The sequence below is a fragment of the Clostridioides sp. ZZV14-6345 genome, assembly GCF_020657775.1.
Classification (GTDB): domain Bacteria; phylum Bacillota; class Clostridia; order Peptostreptococcales; family Peptostreptococcaceae; genus Clostridioides; species Clostridioides difficile_D.
In genome coordinates this window covers 1-19980 of the sequence record NZ_JAGWCX010000020.1, presented here as the reverse complement: position 1 = coordinate 19980, position 19980 = coordinate 1, and the positions used below count along the sequence as shown (strand labels likewise).

The following is a 19980-nucleotide window of genomic DNA, read 5'->3' as shown; positions in this document are numbered from 1 at the left end:
TTTTTAACCCCTCCTTAATTAAACAAAATTTCTGCTGCAATTTGCTCAATATATTCATGTTCTACTGCAATTATGGCTTCAAATGAATAATTGTACTCAATGTCACCTTTTTTAACTATGAAACCTCCAGTAATATCTCTAGTCTCATTAGACACTTTAATACCTTTTTTTAATAATACATCTTTTAATGTTTTCTTGTCTTTTTTAGATAAGACTATCTCTGAATCATCTGTGCAATTTGATTTTTCAATCATATTTAGTATAATCTCTTCATATTCATTATCTTTAAGATTTAGAAGTTTATTTTTAGCTTCTAAAATTACTTCTTCTAAAAGCTCTTGCTTTTTTGATAATATTTGTTTTTTAGCCTCCATATAAGCTCCTGATATTTCCTTAGAAGCTGCTTTTTCTGCTTCTGCCTCTGCAAGCTTTGTATAGGAAGCCATTTCCTTTTCAGCTTTTTCATTAGCTGAATTTATTTTTGAATCTGCCTCACTTTTAGCTTTATCCAATATTTCTTGTGCTTCTTGTTTGGCATCAGCTATAATTCTGTCAATCATTTTTTGTTCATTACCCATAGGAGTGCTTCCTCCTTTTCATTTTTTTTACTTATGAATTATAATCTATAATTAACCAATTGCAATTCCATTGTAAGCTAAGAAAGAAACAAGTAGTCCTAAAAGAGCATATGTTTCAACTATTGCTGCAAATGTTATAGCTTTACCAAGTTCTTCAGGTCTTTTTGCAACTATTCCAACCCCTGCTGCTGCTGCTTTACCTTGTGCTATACCTGATACTAAACCAACTAAACCAATTGGAAGTCCTGCCATAAGAAGTTGTAAACCTTGAGCTGATGTTGGTATTGCATCTCCACCAATAATTCCTGCTTTTGATAAAATAAGGAAAGCTATGATAAATCCATACAGACCTTGTGTACCAGGAAGAAGTTGTAAAACTAGAAGTTGACCGAATTTACTAGGGTCTTCTGTTACAACACCTGCTGCTGCTTGACCTGCGATTGAAGTACCTTTAGCAGAACCCATACCTGCAAATAATGCTGCTATAGCAGCTCCTGATATTGCCAAAAATTGACCATTTCCTAATGCGTTTAAAAATTCCATATTTACATCTCCTTTTTATTAATGCTTGTATATTTTGTTTTATACTTAAACGGAACAAAAGGAACTCCTCCGCCTTCATAAAACTTGTTGAAAAATTCTACATACTGTAATCTACTTGTATGAACATATGCACCTAGTGCATTTATAAGAAGGTTTATTGTGTGTCCCACAACACCAATTACAACTGCAAATATTGGACCAGCTATAGCCCCTAAAAGATTGATAACCTGCCCTATAACTCCTGTTGTTAAACAAAGTGCCATAATTCTTGTATAAGATAATATATCAGCAAAATAGCTTGTTATACCATAAAGACTTGAAAACCCTTTAAAAAGCTTAACAGGAACACCTTTAAAACTTCTTCCTTGAGTAAGTACAAGACCTATAGCACCTATAATTGCTAAATATTTTCCTACTTCAGAAAATACACCTATATCACCTGCAACAAAAGGTATTATAAGTAAACATACACCTGTTATACATAAATACCAAAAACCTATGTCAAAAACTGCATCTATTACCTTTCCATCCCTTATTAATGTATATGCTTTTATTCCCAAACCTACATATATATGGATAATACCGAACAGTAACGACATTCCCATAAGTATCATAACATCCTCTAAAGGATTGATTAATGCTTTTATAGGAATTAAATCCCCCAAAATACCCCCGAATATAAGACCCCATATAGTAGTTGAAACTCCACACATGCCAATAAGTTTAATTAAATTTCCTTCACCTTTTTGCATCTTGGCTTTGTATACAACAAATCCACATACTAGTGCAATTATTAGCCCATATGCAGCGTCACTTAGCATCATTCCAAAGAATACAATATAAAAGAAAGTCATAATTGTATTTGGGTCAATATCCTTTGTACTAGGACAACTATACATGTTCGTTACACTTTCAAAAGGTGTTACAAGCTTATTGTTTTCAAGTAAAATTGGGAAGCCTTCTTCTTTACTTCCTGCCTCTGTCTGAACACAACAATCAAACTTTTCTGTAATTTCTTTAATTAACTCATCTGCCCTTTTGCTTGGTAACCAACCGTTAAGACAGAATGTTGTTTTTGTTTTGACAAGTCTCTCTATAATCTTTTTCTGGTCTCTTTCTATAGTGTAAAAATCATATAGATTCTCAAGCAGGTGTATATTATCTCCATGACTTTTAATTTCTTCTGTCTTGGTTTTAGAAACGTTTTCCTGTCTAATTATCATTTCATTATATTTCTTGATAGCTTGTGATGGTGTACCTTCTTCATTTGGTAATGAAACCACTGAAAAATTAAATTCTTTTAAAACCTCTAAAACATTATCAAAAGTTTCTTTCAAAGTAATTAAATAAACATAGTTCATTAATTTATCGGAATTTATAATCCCAAGAACACTTTCTGGTACTTCATCCTCTAATTTTACTCTTAAAGCATCAATATTTGCGCTTATAGGTACAGTTCCAAGTATAGTTTTTGTATACTTAGTTTCCATATTTTCAAGAGGAATGTCAAAGTTAATCCATGGCTCTAACATACTTTTATTGTTGTTAAGTAAGTTTATATTAGACCTTATTGTACCTATCTCCTTATGTAGATTGTTTAACTCTAAAGCTTCAGCATAAATTTGTTCTTCTTTTTCATTATCAATTTTGTTAAACTCTCTTTTTGGTGCAAACATGGATTTCTTTTGTTTCACTAGTGAAGAAACGATATTAATCGCTTGATTTACATGAGACATCTTCTGCTCTAGCATTATAACTTCTGATTCTTCACTATCTTTTACAAGATAATTTTTTAATTCTTCCTCCTCAGTAAGAAAGGCACTATCATCAATCTGAACAAACCCACGGTTCATAAGTAGCTTTAAAATCTGGCTTTTTTGAACTTCTAAGCCAACAATAGATATTTTGTTCATATTAACTATTGCCATATTATCTCACTACCTTTCCAATAACCGCTTCAATCGCCTTACTCTTTCTTTCTTTAGCAGTTTTTTCAATTTTCAGACATCCACTTTTAGCATCAGCTAAGATTTTATCAACCTCTGCTTTACTGTCGGTGACTGCCTTCTCAATAAGAGTTTCTTCCATAAGCTTTGCTTGTTTTTTTACATCAGCAAATATGCTTTCACATTTGTTTACAGCATCAGCTCTGATAGACTCTGCATCAGTAACAGCTTTTACTTTGATACTGTCTGCTGTCTGCTCTGCCTCAACAATGCTTTTTATTATTTCAAAAGCCATCCAAATCACCTCTCTTACCTTTTTACTATGTATATAACCAATTAGATTTTTTTATTCTAATTAGATTACTACCCCATTGTTAAAGTATAAACAGCATTTTTATATAATAATTAATATTTTTCAACGTTTATTTTTTAATAAAACATATTTTAGAATAGTACTTACTTAGATTTACATCCTTTTTTGACTTACTTTTAGACTATGACATGAGTATGATTTTTAAATACCATTATTTTCAATAATTATAATTTAAAGCGATAGGGTTTGTCAATAGCGTTATTTTGTCTTAAAATTAACGTCTTATCGACATTTAAAATTTTTATTTAAATTTTTTTCTAGTTATAATTTTAATTATTATTTTTCAACACTCAAATCATTGAAACTTATTGTCTTTTTTGAATTTTTAGAAATATCTCACACTATTTCATCCAACTTTTATAAATCATTACTCTATATCGATTTTTGTCATCTTATTTTTAACCTAATTTTTTATATTTAGTTAGAAATAAATTAATATTTTCTAAGATTGATAAAATTTACACTTATCTCTAATATTTTTATTTTAATATCAATTCATTAATCTTAAATAGATAATATCATCAGTTACTCTAATACATTCTACAACATTATAAAAAAATCCTCGTACCAATCACTCCAATCTTCAATAGGATATGCTGCTCCTCCGTTTACACTTTTCAATAGATTTGAGGTATATTCTTCCCCTATAGAAAAAAGCTCCCCTACTGTTATATCATAACTTCTAGAGGTAACAACCTTACAAAATGAATCCATAACATCACGTTGTTCTCTTGTTTTTATAAGTTCGTTTCTAAATTTATCATCTTTCTTAGCTTCCTCTAAAATCTTAATCAGCTTTTCATTCATTATAATTTCTCCTTTTAAATAATCTATATATAAAAAGGAAGTCATCTTAAATAAACTAAGATGACTTCACTTAACAGTACATTTACTAATATAAAATAACTGGTGCCCCTGGTTCTATATTTTCATATATCTTCTTTGCTTTAGAGAAAGGTGTATTTACACATCCATGTGAACCTGAAGACCTATATATACCTCCACCAAAAGAATTTCTCCAAGTAGCATCATGAATTCCTATATTTCCATTAAACGGAAGCCAATAACTTACAGGTGAGCTGTAACCTTGACCAGTTAATGAAACATTTCTAGCTTTATAATTAAGAGGGTATACACCTGATGGTGTAGCAAATCCTCTAGCTAAATCACCTGTTACAACGTCTGTTGATACAAGCATTTCTCCATTTTTAAAGAACCACATATGTTGGTCAGAAAGACTAATCTCTACATATGTATTACCAATATCATCTTTATTACGAGACACAGCTTTTTGTATATAGATAGGTTCTCTTGTAACATTTTTTCCAGCTTTTACAACATCAACTAATGCTTCAGCTTCTTTCTTTTTATCTATCAACCATCCATAAATACCACCTGAAATAGTAATCTCTCTACCAGTTGCAGTTTTAAATGGTCTTGAATCTCCAAAAGTACTATATTTTTTACTTAAGCCTCTCGTATATTCTACCATAGCATCATTATCGAAAGTTATGTCATAATTCTTTTCTGAGTCTACCTTTAACCATTTATTAATCTCAGAACCATCTAAAGTTTCCTTACGGTCACTAAAATCATATGTAACAACTACACCGACATACTTATCCAGTGTCTTAATAGCTTTTTTTAACTTTTCTGAGTCCTTTGTATTGTTTGGTGCTTCATATATTTTACTTTCATCTAAATAAATAGAAGTGTTGCCAGAGTTAATTGATTTTTGTACTAACTTATAAAAATCATCTTTTTTCACTTTGTTTCCAAGTACCTCTGGTACTATGACATAAGCGTTTTTAGCATTATCATACTTAGGATAAGCACTCTTAGGTTTTACAACATTTTTACTGTCAAAGCAAGATAGAGCATTAAATCTTTTTTCTAGTAAATCTTTATCATATGAAAGAGTTACCATATTGTTATACTCTTTAGATTTAAATATCCCACCAATCCATCCAAAAGCACTCTGGGTATCTTTTATCTTTTGAACTTTACCATCTGGCGTAAACTTTAAATTTATATCTTTTGCTTTTATTTGTTCTTTCTTATTGTTTCTTTCCTCTAAATTTAAAGTATAAGAATTGGTACTAGATGTTAACAAATCATTTACTTGTTCAACTGTTTTTCCTGAGACTTTTACTCCATTAATAGTCGTTCCAAGGTAAAAATGACTTCTAAAAAAGATTGCCATTCCTACATAAGCTACAACCAAAACACCTACTACTATAGCTATCTTAACTTTTAGATTTTTTTGTGCATTTTCTTGTTTTACCTCTTTTTCATCAATCATAATTAAATCCTTCCTTACATTGTAATTACCTATGTACTTGTTTGGTTTTAAACAAAACCATAGTTGTCTTATTTTATATACCCAAATTATTGTATTATTATTTATATTTTTAAATATAGAGTTATTTCCATGATACCATTTTATCTTTCAGACAAAATGATTATTATAAATCACTCCTTTTAAAATCCCTTAAACCCAATCTCTGCTATATTAATATATTACCATACTTTTAATACTCGTGGGGGTATCTATATATTTTTGTAATATTAAATTATTTTTTTTAAAAAAGAAACTTATCCTTTGTTAATTTCTTTATCTTAACTTATTTTTTTAACATTGAATTTCAGCTTAACATAACGTTGTTATATACATTCTTCATCTATCTATCATACTTAAACAACTCCCATACACTAAATTTTTATTAAAGTTTTTATCATCTATACATTATAGTACTATTTTTTTATTAATAACATGTTTATCGGCAAAATAATTTATTTTTAATATAATTTTTATAAAATACAATTATTTTTACTTTATACATAGACAATATATAACCAAAATTTAAAAACACTAATTATCTAGCAGTAATTTATTAAACTAAAGCCTCCATAATAGTGTTTTATATAAAAGTTAAATTTTATTTTTGAAGTAAATTTACAAAATTTTTAGCTGGCGTTGGTCTTGCAAAATAAAACCCTTGAACTAAATCACATCCAAATTGCTTCATTAACTCAGCTTGCTCTTTATTCTCAACACCTTCTATAATTACAATTAAATCTAATGATTTTGCTAGAGATACTATTGATTTTGCTATATTACGGCTTCTCTCATCATTTTCAATACCATCAAGAAATGACTTATCTAGTTTCAATATGTCAATTGGCATATCTCTCAAACAACTAATAGAAGAATATCCTGTACCAAAATCATCCATAGAAATAGAAAAACCATACTTTCTTAACTCATTTAAAACATTCTTTAAAATATTTAGCTCATTCATAGCCACAGTTTCTGTTATCTCTAGCTCAATTAAATCTGAATTTATATTATACATTTTTATAGTGTTATTGATAAACTTTACAATATCTGGTTGGTACAACTCAACTCTAGATAAATTTACTGAAACTGGAACTATCTTTTTACCTTGCTTTTTCCACTCAGATAAATCAATACAGACTCTTTCAAATACAAATCTTCCAATTTTTAAAATCAACTGACTTTTCTCCGCTATTGGGATAAATACTGCTGGGCTTATAAATTTATGTGTTGGATGATTCCATCTTATTAGTGCCTCACTGCCTACCATTTCACCATTTACAAGCGAAAATTTAGGTTGATAGTACACTTCAAACTGATTTTTTACCAGTGCTGTTTTTATATCATCTAAAATCATCGACTCTTCACTAAGCTTATTCCTAACATCCTCATTATAAATAGCATAATTTATATTTTTACCTTTAGCAACAGACCTAGCCATATTTGCTTTATTTACAGCCTTTTGAATATCTACTTCACCTTCTTCAACAAAGTAAATACCCACACACAAAGAAATTTCAAAGACTATATTCAAATTACTTTCAATATTATCTCGTATACTATCAAGTTTTCTTATAATTTTATTTCTTCCATTTTCATAATCACAGAAGATTGCAAAATAATCACTTGAAAGTCGTGCATATACTTCACCCTCTGTTAATTCTTTTTTTAAAGCTTTTGCTATTGTAATTAATAAATTGTCACCAAATTCATATCCAAAGGTATCATTAATCATCTTAAAATTATCAATATCAAAATATACTATAATGTAATTTAAAGATGCTCTATTTAAAAGATATTTACTACACTCTCTATAAAATTTATTTTGATTTCCTATATGGGTAACCTTATCTTCATAAGCCAAACTTAATATTTCTTTTTCATTGGATTTTTTTATGTACATTATATAGAAAATAATTGCAATAAATATCAATATAATCAATAACACTGCATATATAGCTCTCTTGATAATTTGTTCTGAATTACTAAATATAACATCTTCTGGAATTGAAAAAATCAAATTCCAATCCTTTATATAATTATTTTCACTCTTCCCATTATCCATAGTAGCATACCCTAGATATCTTCTTTCACCCGACATATTTAATATGGTTGCACCTGTTTTATTTTCTTGTAATTCTTTTTTTAATTTATTTACTTCTTGGATATCATTATCCTGTTTTAACAGTCCATAAATATTTTTTGATAATCTATCCTCTTGAGGATGAAGTATAACTGTACCATTATTTTTTATAACATAAGATATGCTATTATTTTCATAAAAAGATACATTTATAAGTTTCATTATAGTATTGATATTATAAGTACAATATAAAACTCCAACTACTTTATCGTTATTTGATATTGGTACTGAAATAGTAATCTTTTTTATAGATTTATTTACCTCATCAACATATGGGCTTGAAACATATTTTTTACCTTTAATTGAATTTTTGAAAAATTCTTTATCCTTCACTGAAAACCTATCACCTTTAGTATTTTCTGCATTACCATTTATGTCAACTATTGCCATAGTATAAAATTTTTGATTTCCAATCTCATCCAAAAGATTTTTTATTTTTTCTTCGTTAGATATATTTGGATTTGAAGTATAGTATCTAGAAAAAATATTTAAAACATCTAAATCTTTTTCAATTTGTCTTTGTGCTAATTGAGAACCTTGTACTGCAACTTCTTTTATATGTACTTTTGCCTCTGATATAAGAAGATTTCTTGTATCTTCTATATAAATATACCCCATTGTTAAAAATAATGATGTTAAAAAAATAATTATAATTAATGTAAAACCTTTATTTCTTTTTGTCATTCGACCCCTCCCCCAATATTACACATAAATCCAATCTAATCATCATAAAAATATTCTTTAGTTATTATAATAACACTATTTAATTGAATTTTAAATTAAAGAATAAAAACTGTTCATTTTTCCAAATAAAAAAATCTCTTACACAATAAAATTTTATTTTATGTATAAGAGATTTTATTTTATCTATTTTATAGTAACTTTATTTTCCATAATATGAATTTAAATACATATCTTTTATTTCATTCATAAGAGGGTACCTTGGATTTGCTCCTGTACACTGGTCATCAAATGCTTGAATTACCATTTCATCTATTGAATCTATAAACTTAGATTCTTCAACACCAAATTCTTTTATAGTTTTAGGAATACCAACTTTATGTTTTAAATCTTCAATAGCTACCAGCAAGCTTTGGAATTTCTCTTTATCAGAATCTCCTTTTAACCCTAAGAATGAAGCTATTTCAGCATATCTCTTTAATGCTTCTGGATATTTATATTGAGAGAATGCTCCCATTTTCTTTGGTGCATCTGAAGAATTAAATTTCATAACTTCTGTTATTAAAAGAGCATTTGCAACACCATGTGGTACATGATGGAAGGCACCTAACTTATGAGCCATAGAGTGACAAACACCTAAAAACGCATTTGCAAAAGCCATCCCTGCCATTGTAGAAGCATTTGCCATTTTTTCTCTAGCTTCTGGGTCTTTTGCTCCATTGTCATATGCACGTGGAAGATATTCAAATATACTCTTAATAGCTTGTAAAGCTAGACCATTTGTATAATCAGTTGCAAGCATAGATACATACGCTTCTAATGCATGAGTTAAAGCATCTATACCAGAAGCAGAAGTTAAGCTTTTTGGCATATTCATCATCATGTCAGAATCAATTATAGCCATATTTGGCATTAGTTCATAGTCAGCTAATGGATATTTTACACCTGTATCTTGGTCAGTTATAACAGCAAATGGTGTTACTTCTGAACCAGTACCTGCTGATGTTGGTATTGCTACAAAATTAGCTTTTTCACCCATTTTAGGGAATGTATATACTCTTTTTCTTATATCCATAAATCTCATAGCTAGGTCTTGGAAATCTACATCTGGATGCTCATACAATGTCCACATTATTTTTCCTGCATCCATTGCACTTCCTCCACCTATAGATATTATTACATCTGGATTAAATTCTCTCATAGCTTTAGCACCTATCTTAGCACATTCCAAGGTTGGGTCTGGTTCTACTTCAAAGAATGTAGTATGCTTAATATTCATTTCATCTAATAAGTCAGTAACTGCTTTAGTATATCCATTATTGTAAAGGAATGTATCTGTCACAATAAAAGCTCTCTTTTTATTCATTACATCTTTAAGTTCTTTTAATGCCACTCCTAAACAACCCTTTTTGAAATAAACTTTTTCTGGTGCTCTAAACCAAAGCATATTTTCTCTCCTCTCAGCTACTGTCTTAATATTAAGTAAATGCTTAACTCCTACATTTTCAGATACTGAATTGCCACCCCAAGACCCACATCCTAAGGTAAGAGAAGGAGCTAGTTTAAAATTATATAAATCACCTATACCGCCTTGAGAAGAAGGAGTATTAATTAAAATTCTACAAGTTTTCATGGCTGAAGTAAACTTTTCAAGTTTTTCTCTTTGATTTACATCATCAATATATAATGAAGATGTGTGACCAAATCCTCCATCTTCTACTAATTTTTCTGCTTTTCTAACTGCATCATCAAAGTCACTTGCTTTGTACATTGCAAGTACTGGTGAAAGTTTCTCATGAGCAAAAGCCTCTTCTATTTCAACTGACTCTACTTCACCTATTAAAACTTTAGTATCAACTGGAACTTCAAAACCTGCAAGTTTTGCTATTTTAGAAGCTGTTTGTCCAACTATTTTAGAATTCAATCCTCCATTTACTAAAATTATATTTCTTATTTTTTCTGTTTCATCTTTATCTAATAAATAAGCACCACGCTCTTTAAATTCTTTTTTAACTTCATTATATATATTTTCTAATACTATAACTGATTGTTCAGAGGCACATATCATACCATTATCAAAAGTCTTAGATACAAGAATTGAGTTTACAGCAGTTTTTATATCTGCACTATCATCAATTATTGCTGGCGTATTACCTGCACCAACTCCAATAGCTGGTTTTCCAGATGAATACGCTGATTTAACCATCCCAGGACCTCCTGTAGCAAGAGTTAAATCCACTTCTTTCATAACAGTTGTAGTTAATTCTAAAGATGGCTCATCTATCCATCCTATTATACCTTCAGGAGCTCCAGCTAAAATAGCAGCCTCAAGAACCACTTTTGCAGCCTCTATAGTCGAGTTTTTTGCTCTTGGATGTGGAGAGAAAATTATTCCATTTCTAGTTTTTAAAGCTAAAAGTGCTTTAAATATAGCAGTAGAAGTTGGATTAGTTGTAGGTACAACTGCTGCAATAACACCTATTGGCTCAGCAATTTTAGTCATACCAAATGCTTCGTCTCTCTCTATAACACCACAAGTTTTAGTTTCTTTATATGCATTATATATATACTCTGAGGCATAATGATTCTTTATAACCTTATCTTCAGCAATTCCCATACCAGTTTCTTTTTGTGCCATTATAGCTAGAGGAACTCTCTGCTTATTAGCTGCTAAAGATGCTGCTAAAAAAATCTTATCTACTTGCTCTTGAGTATATGTGGCAAATATTTTTTGAGCTTCTCTAATTTTTGCTAATTTTTTAACTAAACTTTCAACATTATTTACCACTTCTGAACTAACTGTCATAACTCCATCTCCTCTTTTATTTTCTATTATTATTTGTTCTTTATGAGCCATTTTAACAACCTCCTGAGATAGTTTTTTTATTTATATGTTAATTTATTAACATTATAGCATCTGTTTTTTCTATTTTCAAGTTATTTTTTTAACATTTTATTTTTTATCTAGTATAACACCATCTACAGTATTAATATCTAGCTTTATAAATACTTAGTTTAACTATACATTACTTTATTTTTTATATAAATTACTGATAAAATCGTCTAAAAACTTAAGGATAACGTTATTATTTTAACATTTGTATTTTTGTATTTTTTACAAATAAAATTTTATAAGAATGCTTTTTAATGTAGTACTATCTCAAGTTGAAAAATAAAAAGATTCTAAAATGAAAATAATAACTTGATTGCTAAGTTAAAGTAAATATAGTTAAATATACAAACAGTTATAATATGTAGTATAATTAAAAAAATATATTCACAATTTTTACATACTGCTAAATAAAATATATTTAATACGATATAGATAAATTTGAAGTTTATAAGGAAGGAGGATAAGTATGAAAAAATTAAAAATAATTAGCATTTTTTCTTTAATTATAAGTGTAATTTTAACTATTGGAGGTATTGGAGTAGTAACTTATTATGTAGATAATTTGTTTATTAGAGGACTATCAGTATTTATTTTAATTATGTCTTCTTCTTTTGTATCAACGACAATGACAAAGGGGCTTATCTCTATTTTGAGACAGCCTCTTTGTTAATATTACATGTTATACATAATATTGTAGCACTAACCTATTGATGCGGACTTTTTATAACAGGCTGTAACTGTTTATTCTCTAGAGCAAGCTCTATAGTTGGAATTATTAGCTCAGTGTGTGCAATCATAGAATTAGGTTTTGCCTTACAATTATCTTGACCAAAAGGTACAAAATATATATTTTTAGAATTAAGAAGAATACCAATATTTTTGAAATTAAAACTTAAAGCATCATTCGTTGATATTGATATTACCAGTGGTTTATCATTACGAAGATGACCTTTTGCTGCCATTAATACTGGTGAATCTGTAATCCCATTTGCTAATTTTGCAGCAGTATTTCCAGTACAAGGAGCTATTATTATAATATCAGCAATTCCTTTAGGTCCAAATGGCTCTGCCTCTTCAATCGTAACTATAGGTTTATTTCCTGTAACTTCATATGCTTTTTTCATAAACTCTTCAGAATTTCCAAATCTACAATCGATATTTTGTGATACATCTGAAAATATAGTGTGTACATTTGCTCCTTCTTTAACCAAATTCTCTAACTCTATAAATATTTTATCATAAGTACAAAATGAACCAGTAAATCCTACTCCAATTGTAAGTCCTTCAAGTCTCATTTCTAATCCCTTCTTTCATTTATAATATTTTCTATAGCGTTAACAAGAATTTCACCAGATGTTTTTGGTGAGTATTTACCAGGAAGCCCAAGGCAAAGAGTCGCATTAATACCTGCTTCTTTCGTAACAGAATAATCTACTCCTCCAGGAGAAGAAGCTATATCAATAATAGTTACTTCTTGTGATACTTTTTCTAGTCTTTCTTTTGTTAAAATACACTCTGGTATAGTGTTAAAAATATAATCAAACTGTAAAAGCTTTTCATCAAGTTGATTCAAAGGAATACTGGAATACCCAAATGCATTAGCCGTACTTCTTGCATCATTATTTCTTGCACCAACACATACATTTGCATCTAAAGCATATAATTTTTTTGCAAGTATTTGTGCACATCTTCCATAACCTAATACTAAACAGTTACTTTGATGTATATTTATTATACTTCTTTTAATAGCTTCTGCTATAGCCCCTTCAGCTGTAGCAACTGCATTTAAAATAGCAACATCATTCATTTTCATAAAATCATAAATCTGAATAGAGTGTTGCTCACAAAAATTACAAACTTTAGTTGGTATGTTACCTCCAAATAATATTTGATTAGGAGATAAATTAATTAGCAAATTATCAATAGTAGCATCAAGACAAGCATCAGTATTTTCAATGTTAACTTGATTTTTTGTAAATGGAATTGGACATAAAATAATGGAACTTTTGGATAGTGCTTCAGCTAGTGAAGTTGATTTTCCAACGATTCCATTTATAATTTCATTTGATATTCCATAAGTGATTACAGAATACCCTTTATTAACTAGTTTTTTTACCATGTATACTTGTCGCAGGTCTCCCCCAATAACAGTTATATCGTATTGATTTGACATATTGTAAGCCTCCTTTACTATATACAATATGTTTTTATCAATACATTGGTTCACTAAAATTACTAAATATTATACTTATAATATTTTTAATAAGGCTAATCTATCTATCTTTTCAGAAGAGGTATATGGAAATGAATTTAAAAAAATAATTCTCCTTGGAATTTCATTTTTCATTAGATTATTTCTCATTTTAATCAATAAATCTTTCCTTGTAATTTTATCTATAGTTGTCACAAATAATACAATTTGCTTTCCTCTTATAGAGTCTGAATATGGCAGTACAACTGCATCTTCAATTTGAGGAATTTTTTTGACTTCATTTTCAATCTTAGTAGAACTAACTTTAAATCCTCCAATATTTACAATATCATCATTTCTTCCTTCAAATATTAAATATCCATCATCATCAAAATATCCAACATCATTGACAGAATAAGGCTTGGTTGAATTATATACTGCATATTCTGTATTTACAAAAATTTTTCCTTCTCTAATATATACATCTATTCCTGGAAATGCTCTACCTACACTTAGAGGTTTTTCAATTAGTTCATCATAGCATAAATATGTAATATAATTTAATTCACTCGCTCCATAGTATAAAATAATTTCAGACTCTGGCATATATTTTTTTAAATTTTTTGCAGTATCTTCAAATAATAATTGAGAACCTGTGAAAATACTTACAATTTTGTGTATTGGTTCTTTTAAGTGTTTGACCAAAAGTTGAAGCTTTGTAGGTATAAGATATATGTTGCTTATATTATATTGTTTTATTGTCTTTATCCATGACTTACAATTCAGACCTGAACTTATTACAACACTACCACCTTCATATAATACAGACATTATAGAATTTAGATTTCCTGTAAAGCTAAGTGTTCCATTAATAAACAAGATTGATTCCTCAGAAATATTAAAAATACCATTTTGTATAGGAAAAAATCCAGCCCAACTCTCATACGTTCTATACAATACTTTTGGAACACTTGTAGAGCCTGAAGACAAAGCTCCCATACAAATGCTTTTATCTAAATAGTTCATAGGATTCTTATATTGATACATATGTATATTGAATTTAGGATTAAGCACAGAAAAATTAACTTCGTTTAATCCTTCATCATCATTATTACCAAATAAATCAATAGTGTCCATAGACTCATCAGATATAATGATTGAAATATGGTTTTTTAATAAAATATCATTCAATACTTTTTTAGAAAGATTATAATGACAAATAATAGGGATATTCTTTGAATAATTAATAGCAAAAAAACTTAATAACTGAAACATTATATTTTTAGAATATATTAAAATAGGGATATTTTCACCTATCGAAATTTGTTTTCCTAATTCCTCACTATCACTTAATACATTCTCATAAGTATACTTTTCTCCATCTATAATCAAAAAATCTTTATTTTTATGGATATTTTTTTTTATTTTTAGAAGTTCATAGTAGTTCATAATCTACACCCTTTCAATCAATAAAGCTGAACCTAGACCACCAGCTGCAGCTATAGAGCAAATTCCATATCTACCCTTAATCTTTTCTAGTGCTTTTAAAAGATGTAATGCAATAATTGCACCTGAAGCACCATATGGATGACCATACGCTAAAGCTCCACCAAATATATTATATCTATTGATTAATTCTGGATACTTTCTTTGAAATAGCACATCTATAACTGCAAATGCCTCATTAAATTCAACTGCAGATATATCCAAATAGTTAAGTTTTTCTATCTCTAAAATTTTATCCATTGCTTTTATCGCTGATGTTGGACTTAAATTGGCATCTGTTCCTATTGTACATGTATTAATAATTTTTGCTTTAGGGTTCTTTTTTACACGTTCTAGATATTTTTTAGAACATAGTATAATAAATGAAGCTCCATCATTAATAAGACATGAATTTGCTGCATTTATAATAGTTCCTTTTCCTAAAATCGGTGGTATTCTATCTAATAACCTTTGACTCATCTTATCACGTATACCTTCATCATAAGTACTATTATCTACAGGATATATAATATCTTCAAGTATTTTCTCATCTCTTGCCTCTTTTGCTCTTTTATGACTTTCTTTTACCCAAAAATCCAATTCTGTTTTCTCAATTTGATATAACTTTGCTACTCTTTCCGCTCCTTCTAACATACTATTTTTGCTATTATCATCAGGTGAAAATTGAGCAACTGTATAATTTGGATTATTTATATCATATCTTTTATCATTTTTATGATATGTGCACATTGGTTGTAAAGAACTACTTTCAAAACCTCCTGCAATAATTAAATCACACTGACCAGATTTAATCTTTGAAAATGCTATGTCTATACTTATCATAGCAGAAGCACACTGCATATCCACAGTAAAAGCAGGTACTTCATTTGACACTCCTGCTGTTAAAGCCATTAATCTAGCTATATTGCCTCCTGTACCAACTGCATTTCCACATATAATCTCATCAATTCTACCAATTTCATACTTTTCAATAAGATGTTTTAACACACTTGCTCCTAGTGATTCGGGTTGAACAAATTGAAAAATCCCATTTTTTAGACCTATATGACTTCTCAATCCTCCTAATATAAAAACCTCATCCATATATTACACCATTCCTTTATCATAGATTTCTTCTTAGTACATTATTCAGTTTAGTACCTAAAAAAGATGCAATAACTGATTTTATTGTATCTCCAATTAAAAATGGTACTACTGCTGCGAAAAGTGCTGCTTCTACTGTCATTTGATTAAAATAGCACATAAATACTGTTCCCATAAAATATATAATAGGCATACCAACAAAAATTGTTATTAGTATGTATCTTTTAATATCATTATTTCGTCCTTTTAATAAACTAATAATTAGTGCTGCAAACAAAAATCCAAAATAAAAACCTCCTGTTGGGCTTAATAGTTTCCCAATACCAGATGTTCCTCCACCAAATACGGGTATTCCAATTAAACCTATCATTATATATACACCAACTGTACTAAATGCTTGTCTCGGCGTTAAAATCAAAGCTATCAAATTTATCATTATTGTTTGTGCTGTTACTCCTGCTGGAGTAAATGGCAATGGTATATATATGTAAGATGATATACATAATAATGCTACACATATTGACATTTTAGTTAAATCTTGAATATTTACTTTAGTATTTTCCATTTTTATAATTCCCTTCATATGTCTTATTCAATTTAATTTATATGTACATATATAAAATTTCTATTAAAGCTTTGTTTTAGTATAAAATAAAGAAATTTTTTTGTCAACTACTCTATATATATAGGTTTACATTTAATTCGTAAATAAATTTTATATTAATACTTTATATTTTAATGGTTATTTATAAAACTTTGTTTAAAAACAAGTTTATTTAGTCTATACTTGTAAATTATAATATGATATATTTTTATATGAGATTTTATTTCATATAAAAAACAATAAGGAAGTGATGATATGAAAGTTAATGAAAATAATTTATATAATATAGATGAAGAGTTGGATGAACTTAGTAGGAAAGTTTATTTAGATTCACCAGATTTTTGGATAAGCATTTCTGACAAAATAATAGATAAAGTATTTGATGAAATGTTATTATTTTTTGCAGTTAAATATAACTATTTCCATATATTATCCTTTGCTATTGAAAACAATTGTATAGATTTAAACATGCCATCCAAAAATAAAGAATACCCTAATATAATGAGTCATTTTTTAGATACAGCAAAACAGAATGAAGATAAAAAAATTTATAATTATCTTCTAAGCTTAAATAAAGATAACACTCTAGATGAAAGCTCGACTTTAGATAACTTGAATTGCAATACTAGTGGTGATACTTTTGAAAAAAAAGAGGTATATATTCCAAAGTACTTGTGTCCAAGCTGTAATTCTAATATTTTTGATACAGGTTATAAAGTATCAAATGATATAACATATAAATTTTCTTCTCAAAAAGCTGAACTTATTGAAATATCTAGTGAAGTTTCTTCTATCAGATGTTGCAATTGTGACAAATTTTTAGAAGATATTACACCTGACAAATTATATAACCTATGTAAAATTCAAAACTGTAATAATTGTGGTTTTAATTTAACTAAAGTAGGAATTATTGCAAAGAAAAAAATGGACTTTGATGAGAATACTGAAGAATTTAAAGATGTCTCAACATCTTACTGTTGTGGAAATTGTGACTCTGAAATAAACTCATCTCAAAAAGAACATTTTAAGATTTAAATATTTATAAGCCCAGATAATAAGATTATGTTATCAGATACTATATAAATTTTTAAAATATGTAAAAATAAATACTCTTATAATAATTAAAATTGCTATGAAACTAGTTCTTACTAAACTAATTTCATAGCAATTTTCTATAATCTAATAATTATCAAATTTTAACAAACTTTTATAAATATTTTTTATTTTCTTATAATACCAACCATCACTCTTAAATCAACTGTTATATCGGATATATCTAATTCTAACAACCTTAGAAACTCTTCTTCATCCAATGATGATGTCAAAGGTGTCATTTTAACTAAATTTCTCAAGTTTAATTTACTAATATTGGTCTTATAATTAATTCTATTATCATAAATCAAATCAAGATGCTTCTTAAATACATCTACAATGTTTTTATTATCATAATCACTATTTTTTATATTTTTCTGTATACTTGTCCTTATTTCTTTTAAATAATTTGACTCTGGAACAATCTTTATTACCATTCCATAATTATTTAAAACTCTTGCAAATTCCTTATAGTTCGCAGGAGAAAATATATTTAATATTATATAGAACCTATTATCTTTAAATGGTAAATTTGCTAAATCTGAAATGCACCATATAATCTTATTTTCCCCTCTTGTAGCAATAGAAATTCCTTCTCTAGCTATATCAATTCCAATTAACTTACATTTATTACAAATATCTTTATCTTCATATAATTTATTTAAGAAATATCCTTCACCACATCCTGCATCTAAGATATAGTTACTATACTTATTTAAAGTGTAATTTTTAATTATAGATTTTATTTCTTCTATTAAATTATCATACACTTTAGAATTATATATTTCATGTCTTGACTCAAATAGTCCTTTATCGTAAATAGTTTTTGTATTACTATTTAATAAATTAATATATCCTTTTTTAGATATATCAAAACAATGTTTATTCACACATTTGACACTATTTTTATCAAATATAACCATATTCTCTTTACAAAGGGGACATTTAAATACATCTATATTTTCGCTAAGTAGAAGTCTAGCTGTTTCTATCTTTTTTAACTTTTCAGTATTTTTTTTATTTACATTACTTATATTCTGTTTCATTTCCATAATCTCCTTAAATTTACTATTTAACTTAAATAGCACGAAATTATGGCTACTTGTATAAGATAACTTCTTCTAGAATATATAAAATGCGTTATAAATTGTTGTAAAATAGCCACAATTTGTGCGCTATCTTCTTATTCTAATATAGTACATAAATGCTCTTTTATTCATAATTCTTTCCTCCTATCATTACACTTTTTCAATATTTTAAGCACATTGAGTTTATAATTTTAAAAATTATTTTATAAAAATACTCACACTCAAATGACAAATACTTAATTATCTTTTTAATAGAATATACTCATGTTATTTACTATATTCCATTATGTATTCTTTAAATCCGGAGTCTTCATTTACTTGCTCTTTTAATATATTAAAACCTTTTTTATTGTAAAATATAACTGCTTTTTTATTATCTTTGTACACTGCTAAGCTTAGCTTTTTATATTTTTTAGTTACATAATCTAAAAGTTTACCTCCTATACCTAGATTTTGGTATTTGGGGTTTATAAATAAAGCTCCTATAAAGCTTTTATCTATTATACTTATAAATCCTTTTATTTCATCTTCATCATCATATACAAATGTATCTGATATAGGTATATATTCGTTTTTGACAGTATTATAGTTATTTTTCCAGTATTCTTTACTTATAAAGTCATGTGCTTTTATTGTGCTTTCTTCCCATATTTCCATGATTTTATTTATGTCTTTGTTGTTTGATTTCCTTATCATAAATTTTGTTTCACCTCATTTTTGTGTTGATTTTTATCATATTTATAGGTAAGTGTATTTTCTTTAGGTATGATTTGGTTAATATAAAACCTAAGGTTAATATTGATAATGTAAGAGAAGTTATATTATTTACATACCACTTAGTTAATATAAAACTCCTGGTAATGCTGACGATTTGGTTGGAGTTCCTTCCTTTACATACCACTTAGTTAATATAAAACTTAA

At 27.9% G+C, this 19980-nt stretch carries 17 protein-coding genes; 2 read left to right on the top strand and 15 right to left on the bottom strand.

Annotated features, from left to right (window positions below; genetic code table 11):
* Positions 1 to 14 precede the first annotated feature (14 nt).
* From KGF39_RS07320 to adhE, 8 genes are all read right to left on the bottom strand, one after another.
* A complete protein-coding gene (locus tag KGF39_RS07320; RefSeq protein WP_227821778.1) occupies positions 15 to 578 on the bottom strand; it encodes a V-type ATP synthase subunit E in 564 nt (187 codons plus the stop codon).
* A 51-nt stretch (positions 579 to 629) separates the two neighbouring features.
* Complete coding sequence (locus tag KGF39_RS07315) at positions 630 to 1121, bottom strand: V-type ATP synthase subunit K (RefSeq protein ID WP_003422657.1); 492 nt, start codon at positions 1119 to 1121, stop codon at positions 630 to 632.
* Between the two features lie 2 nt (positions 1122 to 1123).
* Complete coding sequence (locus KGF39_RS07310) at positions 1124 to 3049, bottom strand: V-type ATP synthase subunit I (RefSeq protein ID WP_227821777.1); 1926 nt, start codon at positions 3047 to 3049, stop codon at positions 1124 to 1126.
* Between the two features lies 1 nt (position 3050).
* Positions 3051 to 3362 (bottom strand): hypothetical protein, encoded by a 312-nt coding sequence (locus KGF39_RS07305; RefSeq protein ID WP_227821776.1) that lies wholly within the window; start codon positions 3360 to 3362, stop codon positions 3051 to 3053.
* 618 nt (positions 3363 to 3980) lie between these two features.
* Entirely contained in the window at positions 3981 to 4247 is a 267-nt protein-coding gene (locus tag KGF39_RS07300; protein WP_227821775.1) for a hypothetical protein, read from the bottom strand.
* A gap of 85 nt (positions 4248 to 4332) precedes the next feature.
* The gene (locus tag KGF39_RS07295) at positions 4333 to 5742 is read right to left on the bottom strand and encodes a L,D-transpeptidase family protein (RefSeq protein WP_227821774.1); all 1410 of its coding nucleotides are present in this window, start codon (positions 5740 to 5742) and stop codon (positions 4333 to 4335) included.
* Between the two features lie 637 nt (positions 5743 to 6379).
* Positions 6380 to 8605 carry an EAL domain-containing protein gene (locus KGF39_RS07290; protein WP_227821773.1) on the bottom strand — a complete coding sequence of 742 codons (2226 nt, stop codon included), beginning with the start codon at positions 8603 to 8605 and terminating at the stop codon, positions 6380 to 6382.
* 199 nt (positions 8606 to 8804) lie between these two features.
* The gene (gene adhE / locus KGF39_RS07285; protein ID WP_107595717.1) at positions 8805 to 11408 is read right to left on the bottom strand and encodes a bifunctional acetaldehyde-CoA/alcohol dehydrogenase; all 2604 of its coding nucleotides are present in this window, start codon (positions 11406 to 11408) and stop codon (positions 8805 to 8807) included.
* Positions 11409 to 11961: 553 nt separating this feature from the next.
* Between adhE and KGF39_RS07280 the strand changes: the two genes are divergently transcribed.
* Complete coding sequence (locus tag KGF39_RS07280; RefSeq protein ID WP_227821772.1) at positions 11962 to 12165, top strand: hypothetical protein; 204 nt, start codon at positions 11962 to 11964, stop codon at positions 12163 to 12165.
* A 34-nt stretch (positions 12166 to 12199) separates the two neighbouring features.
* On the opposite strand, the gene KGF39_RS07275 is transcribed toward KGF39_RS07280, so the two are convergent.
* The 5 genes from KGF39_RS07275 to KGF39_RS07255 form a co-directional block, all read right to left on the bottom strand.
* Positions 12200 to 12790, bottom strand: coding sequence for a dipicolinate synthase subunit B (locus tag KGF39_RS07275; RefSeq protein ID WP_227821771.1), 591 nt, complete (start codon positions 12788 to 12790; stop codon positions 12200 to 12202).
* A 2-nt stretch (positions 12791 to 12792) separates the two neighbouring features.
* Positions 12793 to 13668 (bottom strand): dipicolinate synthase subunit DpsA, encoded by an 876-nt coding sequence (gene dpsA / locus KGF39_RS07270; protein WP_227821770.1) that lies wholly within the window; start codon positions 13666 to 13668, stop codon positions 12793 to 12795.
* Positions 13669 to 13743: 75 nt separating this feature from the next.
* The gene (locus KGF39_RS07265) at positions 13744 to 15135 is read right to left on the bottom strand and encodes an AMP-binding protein (RefSeq protein WP_227821769.1); all 1392 of its coding nucleotides are present in this window, start codon (positions 15133 to 15135) and stop codon (positions 13744 to 13746) included.
* 3 nt (positions 15136 to 15138) lie between these two features.
* Positions 15139 to 16275: an acetyl-CoA C-acyltransferase gene (locus tag KGF39_RS07260; protein WP_227821768.1), complete on the bottom strand. Its 1137-nt coding sequence runs from the start codon at positions 16273 to 16275 to the stop codon at positions 15139 to 15141.
* A gap of 19 nt (positions 16276 to 16294) precedes the next feature.
* On the bottom strand, positions 16295 to 16840 hold the full coding sequence (locus KGF39_RS07255) for a biotin transporter BioY (protein WP_107595676.1): 546 nt from the start codon (positions 16838 to 16840) through the stop codon (positions 16295 to 16297).
* 294 nt (positions 16841 to 17134) lie between these two features.
* On the opposite strand from KGF39_RS07255, the gene KGF39_RS07250 reads away from it, so the two are divergent.
* Positions 17135 to 17914, top strand: a complete 780-nt coding sequence (locus KGF39_RS07250) for a hypothetical protein (protein WP_227821767.1) — start codon at positions 17135 to 17137, stop codon at positions 17912 to 17914.
* A 185-nt stretch (positions 17915 to 18099) separates the two neighbouring features.
* On the opposite strand, the gene KGF39_RS07245 is transcribed toward KGF39_RS07250, so the two are convergent.
* The gene (locus KGF39_RS07245) at positions 18100 to 19017 is read right to left on the bottom strand and encodes a putative RNA methyltransferase (protein ID WP_227821766.1); all 918 of its coding nucleotides are present in this window, start codon (positions 19015 to 19017) and stop codon (positions 18100 to 18102) included.
* A gap of 309 nt (positions 19018 to 19326) precedes the next feature.
* Positions 19327 to 19755 (bottom strand): N-acetyltransferase, encoded by a 429-nt coding sequence (locus KGF39_RS07240; RefSeq protein WP_227821765.1) that lies wholly within the window; start codon positions 19753 to 19755, stop codon positions 19327 to 19329.
* Positions 19756 to 19980: the final 225 nt, after the last annotated feature.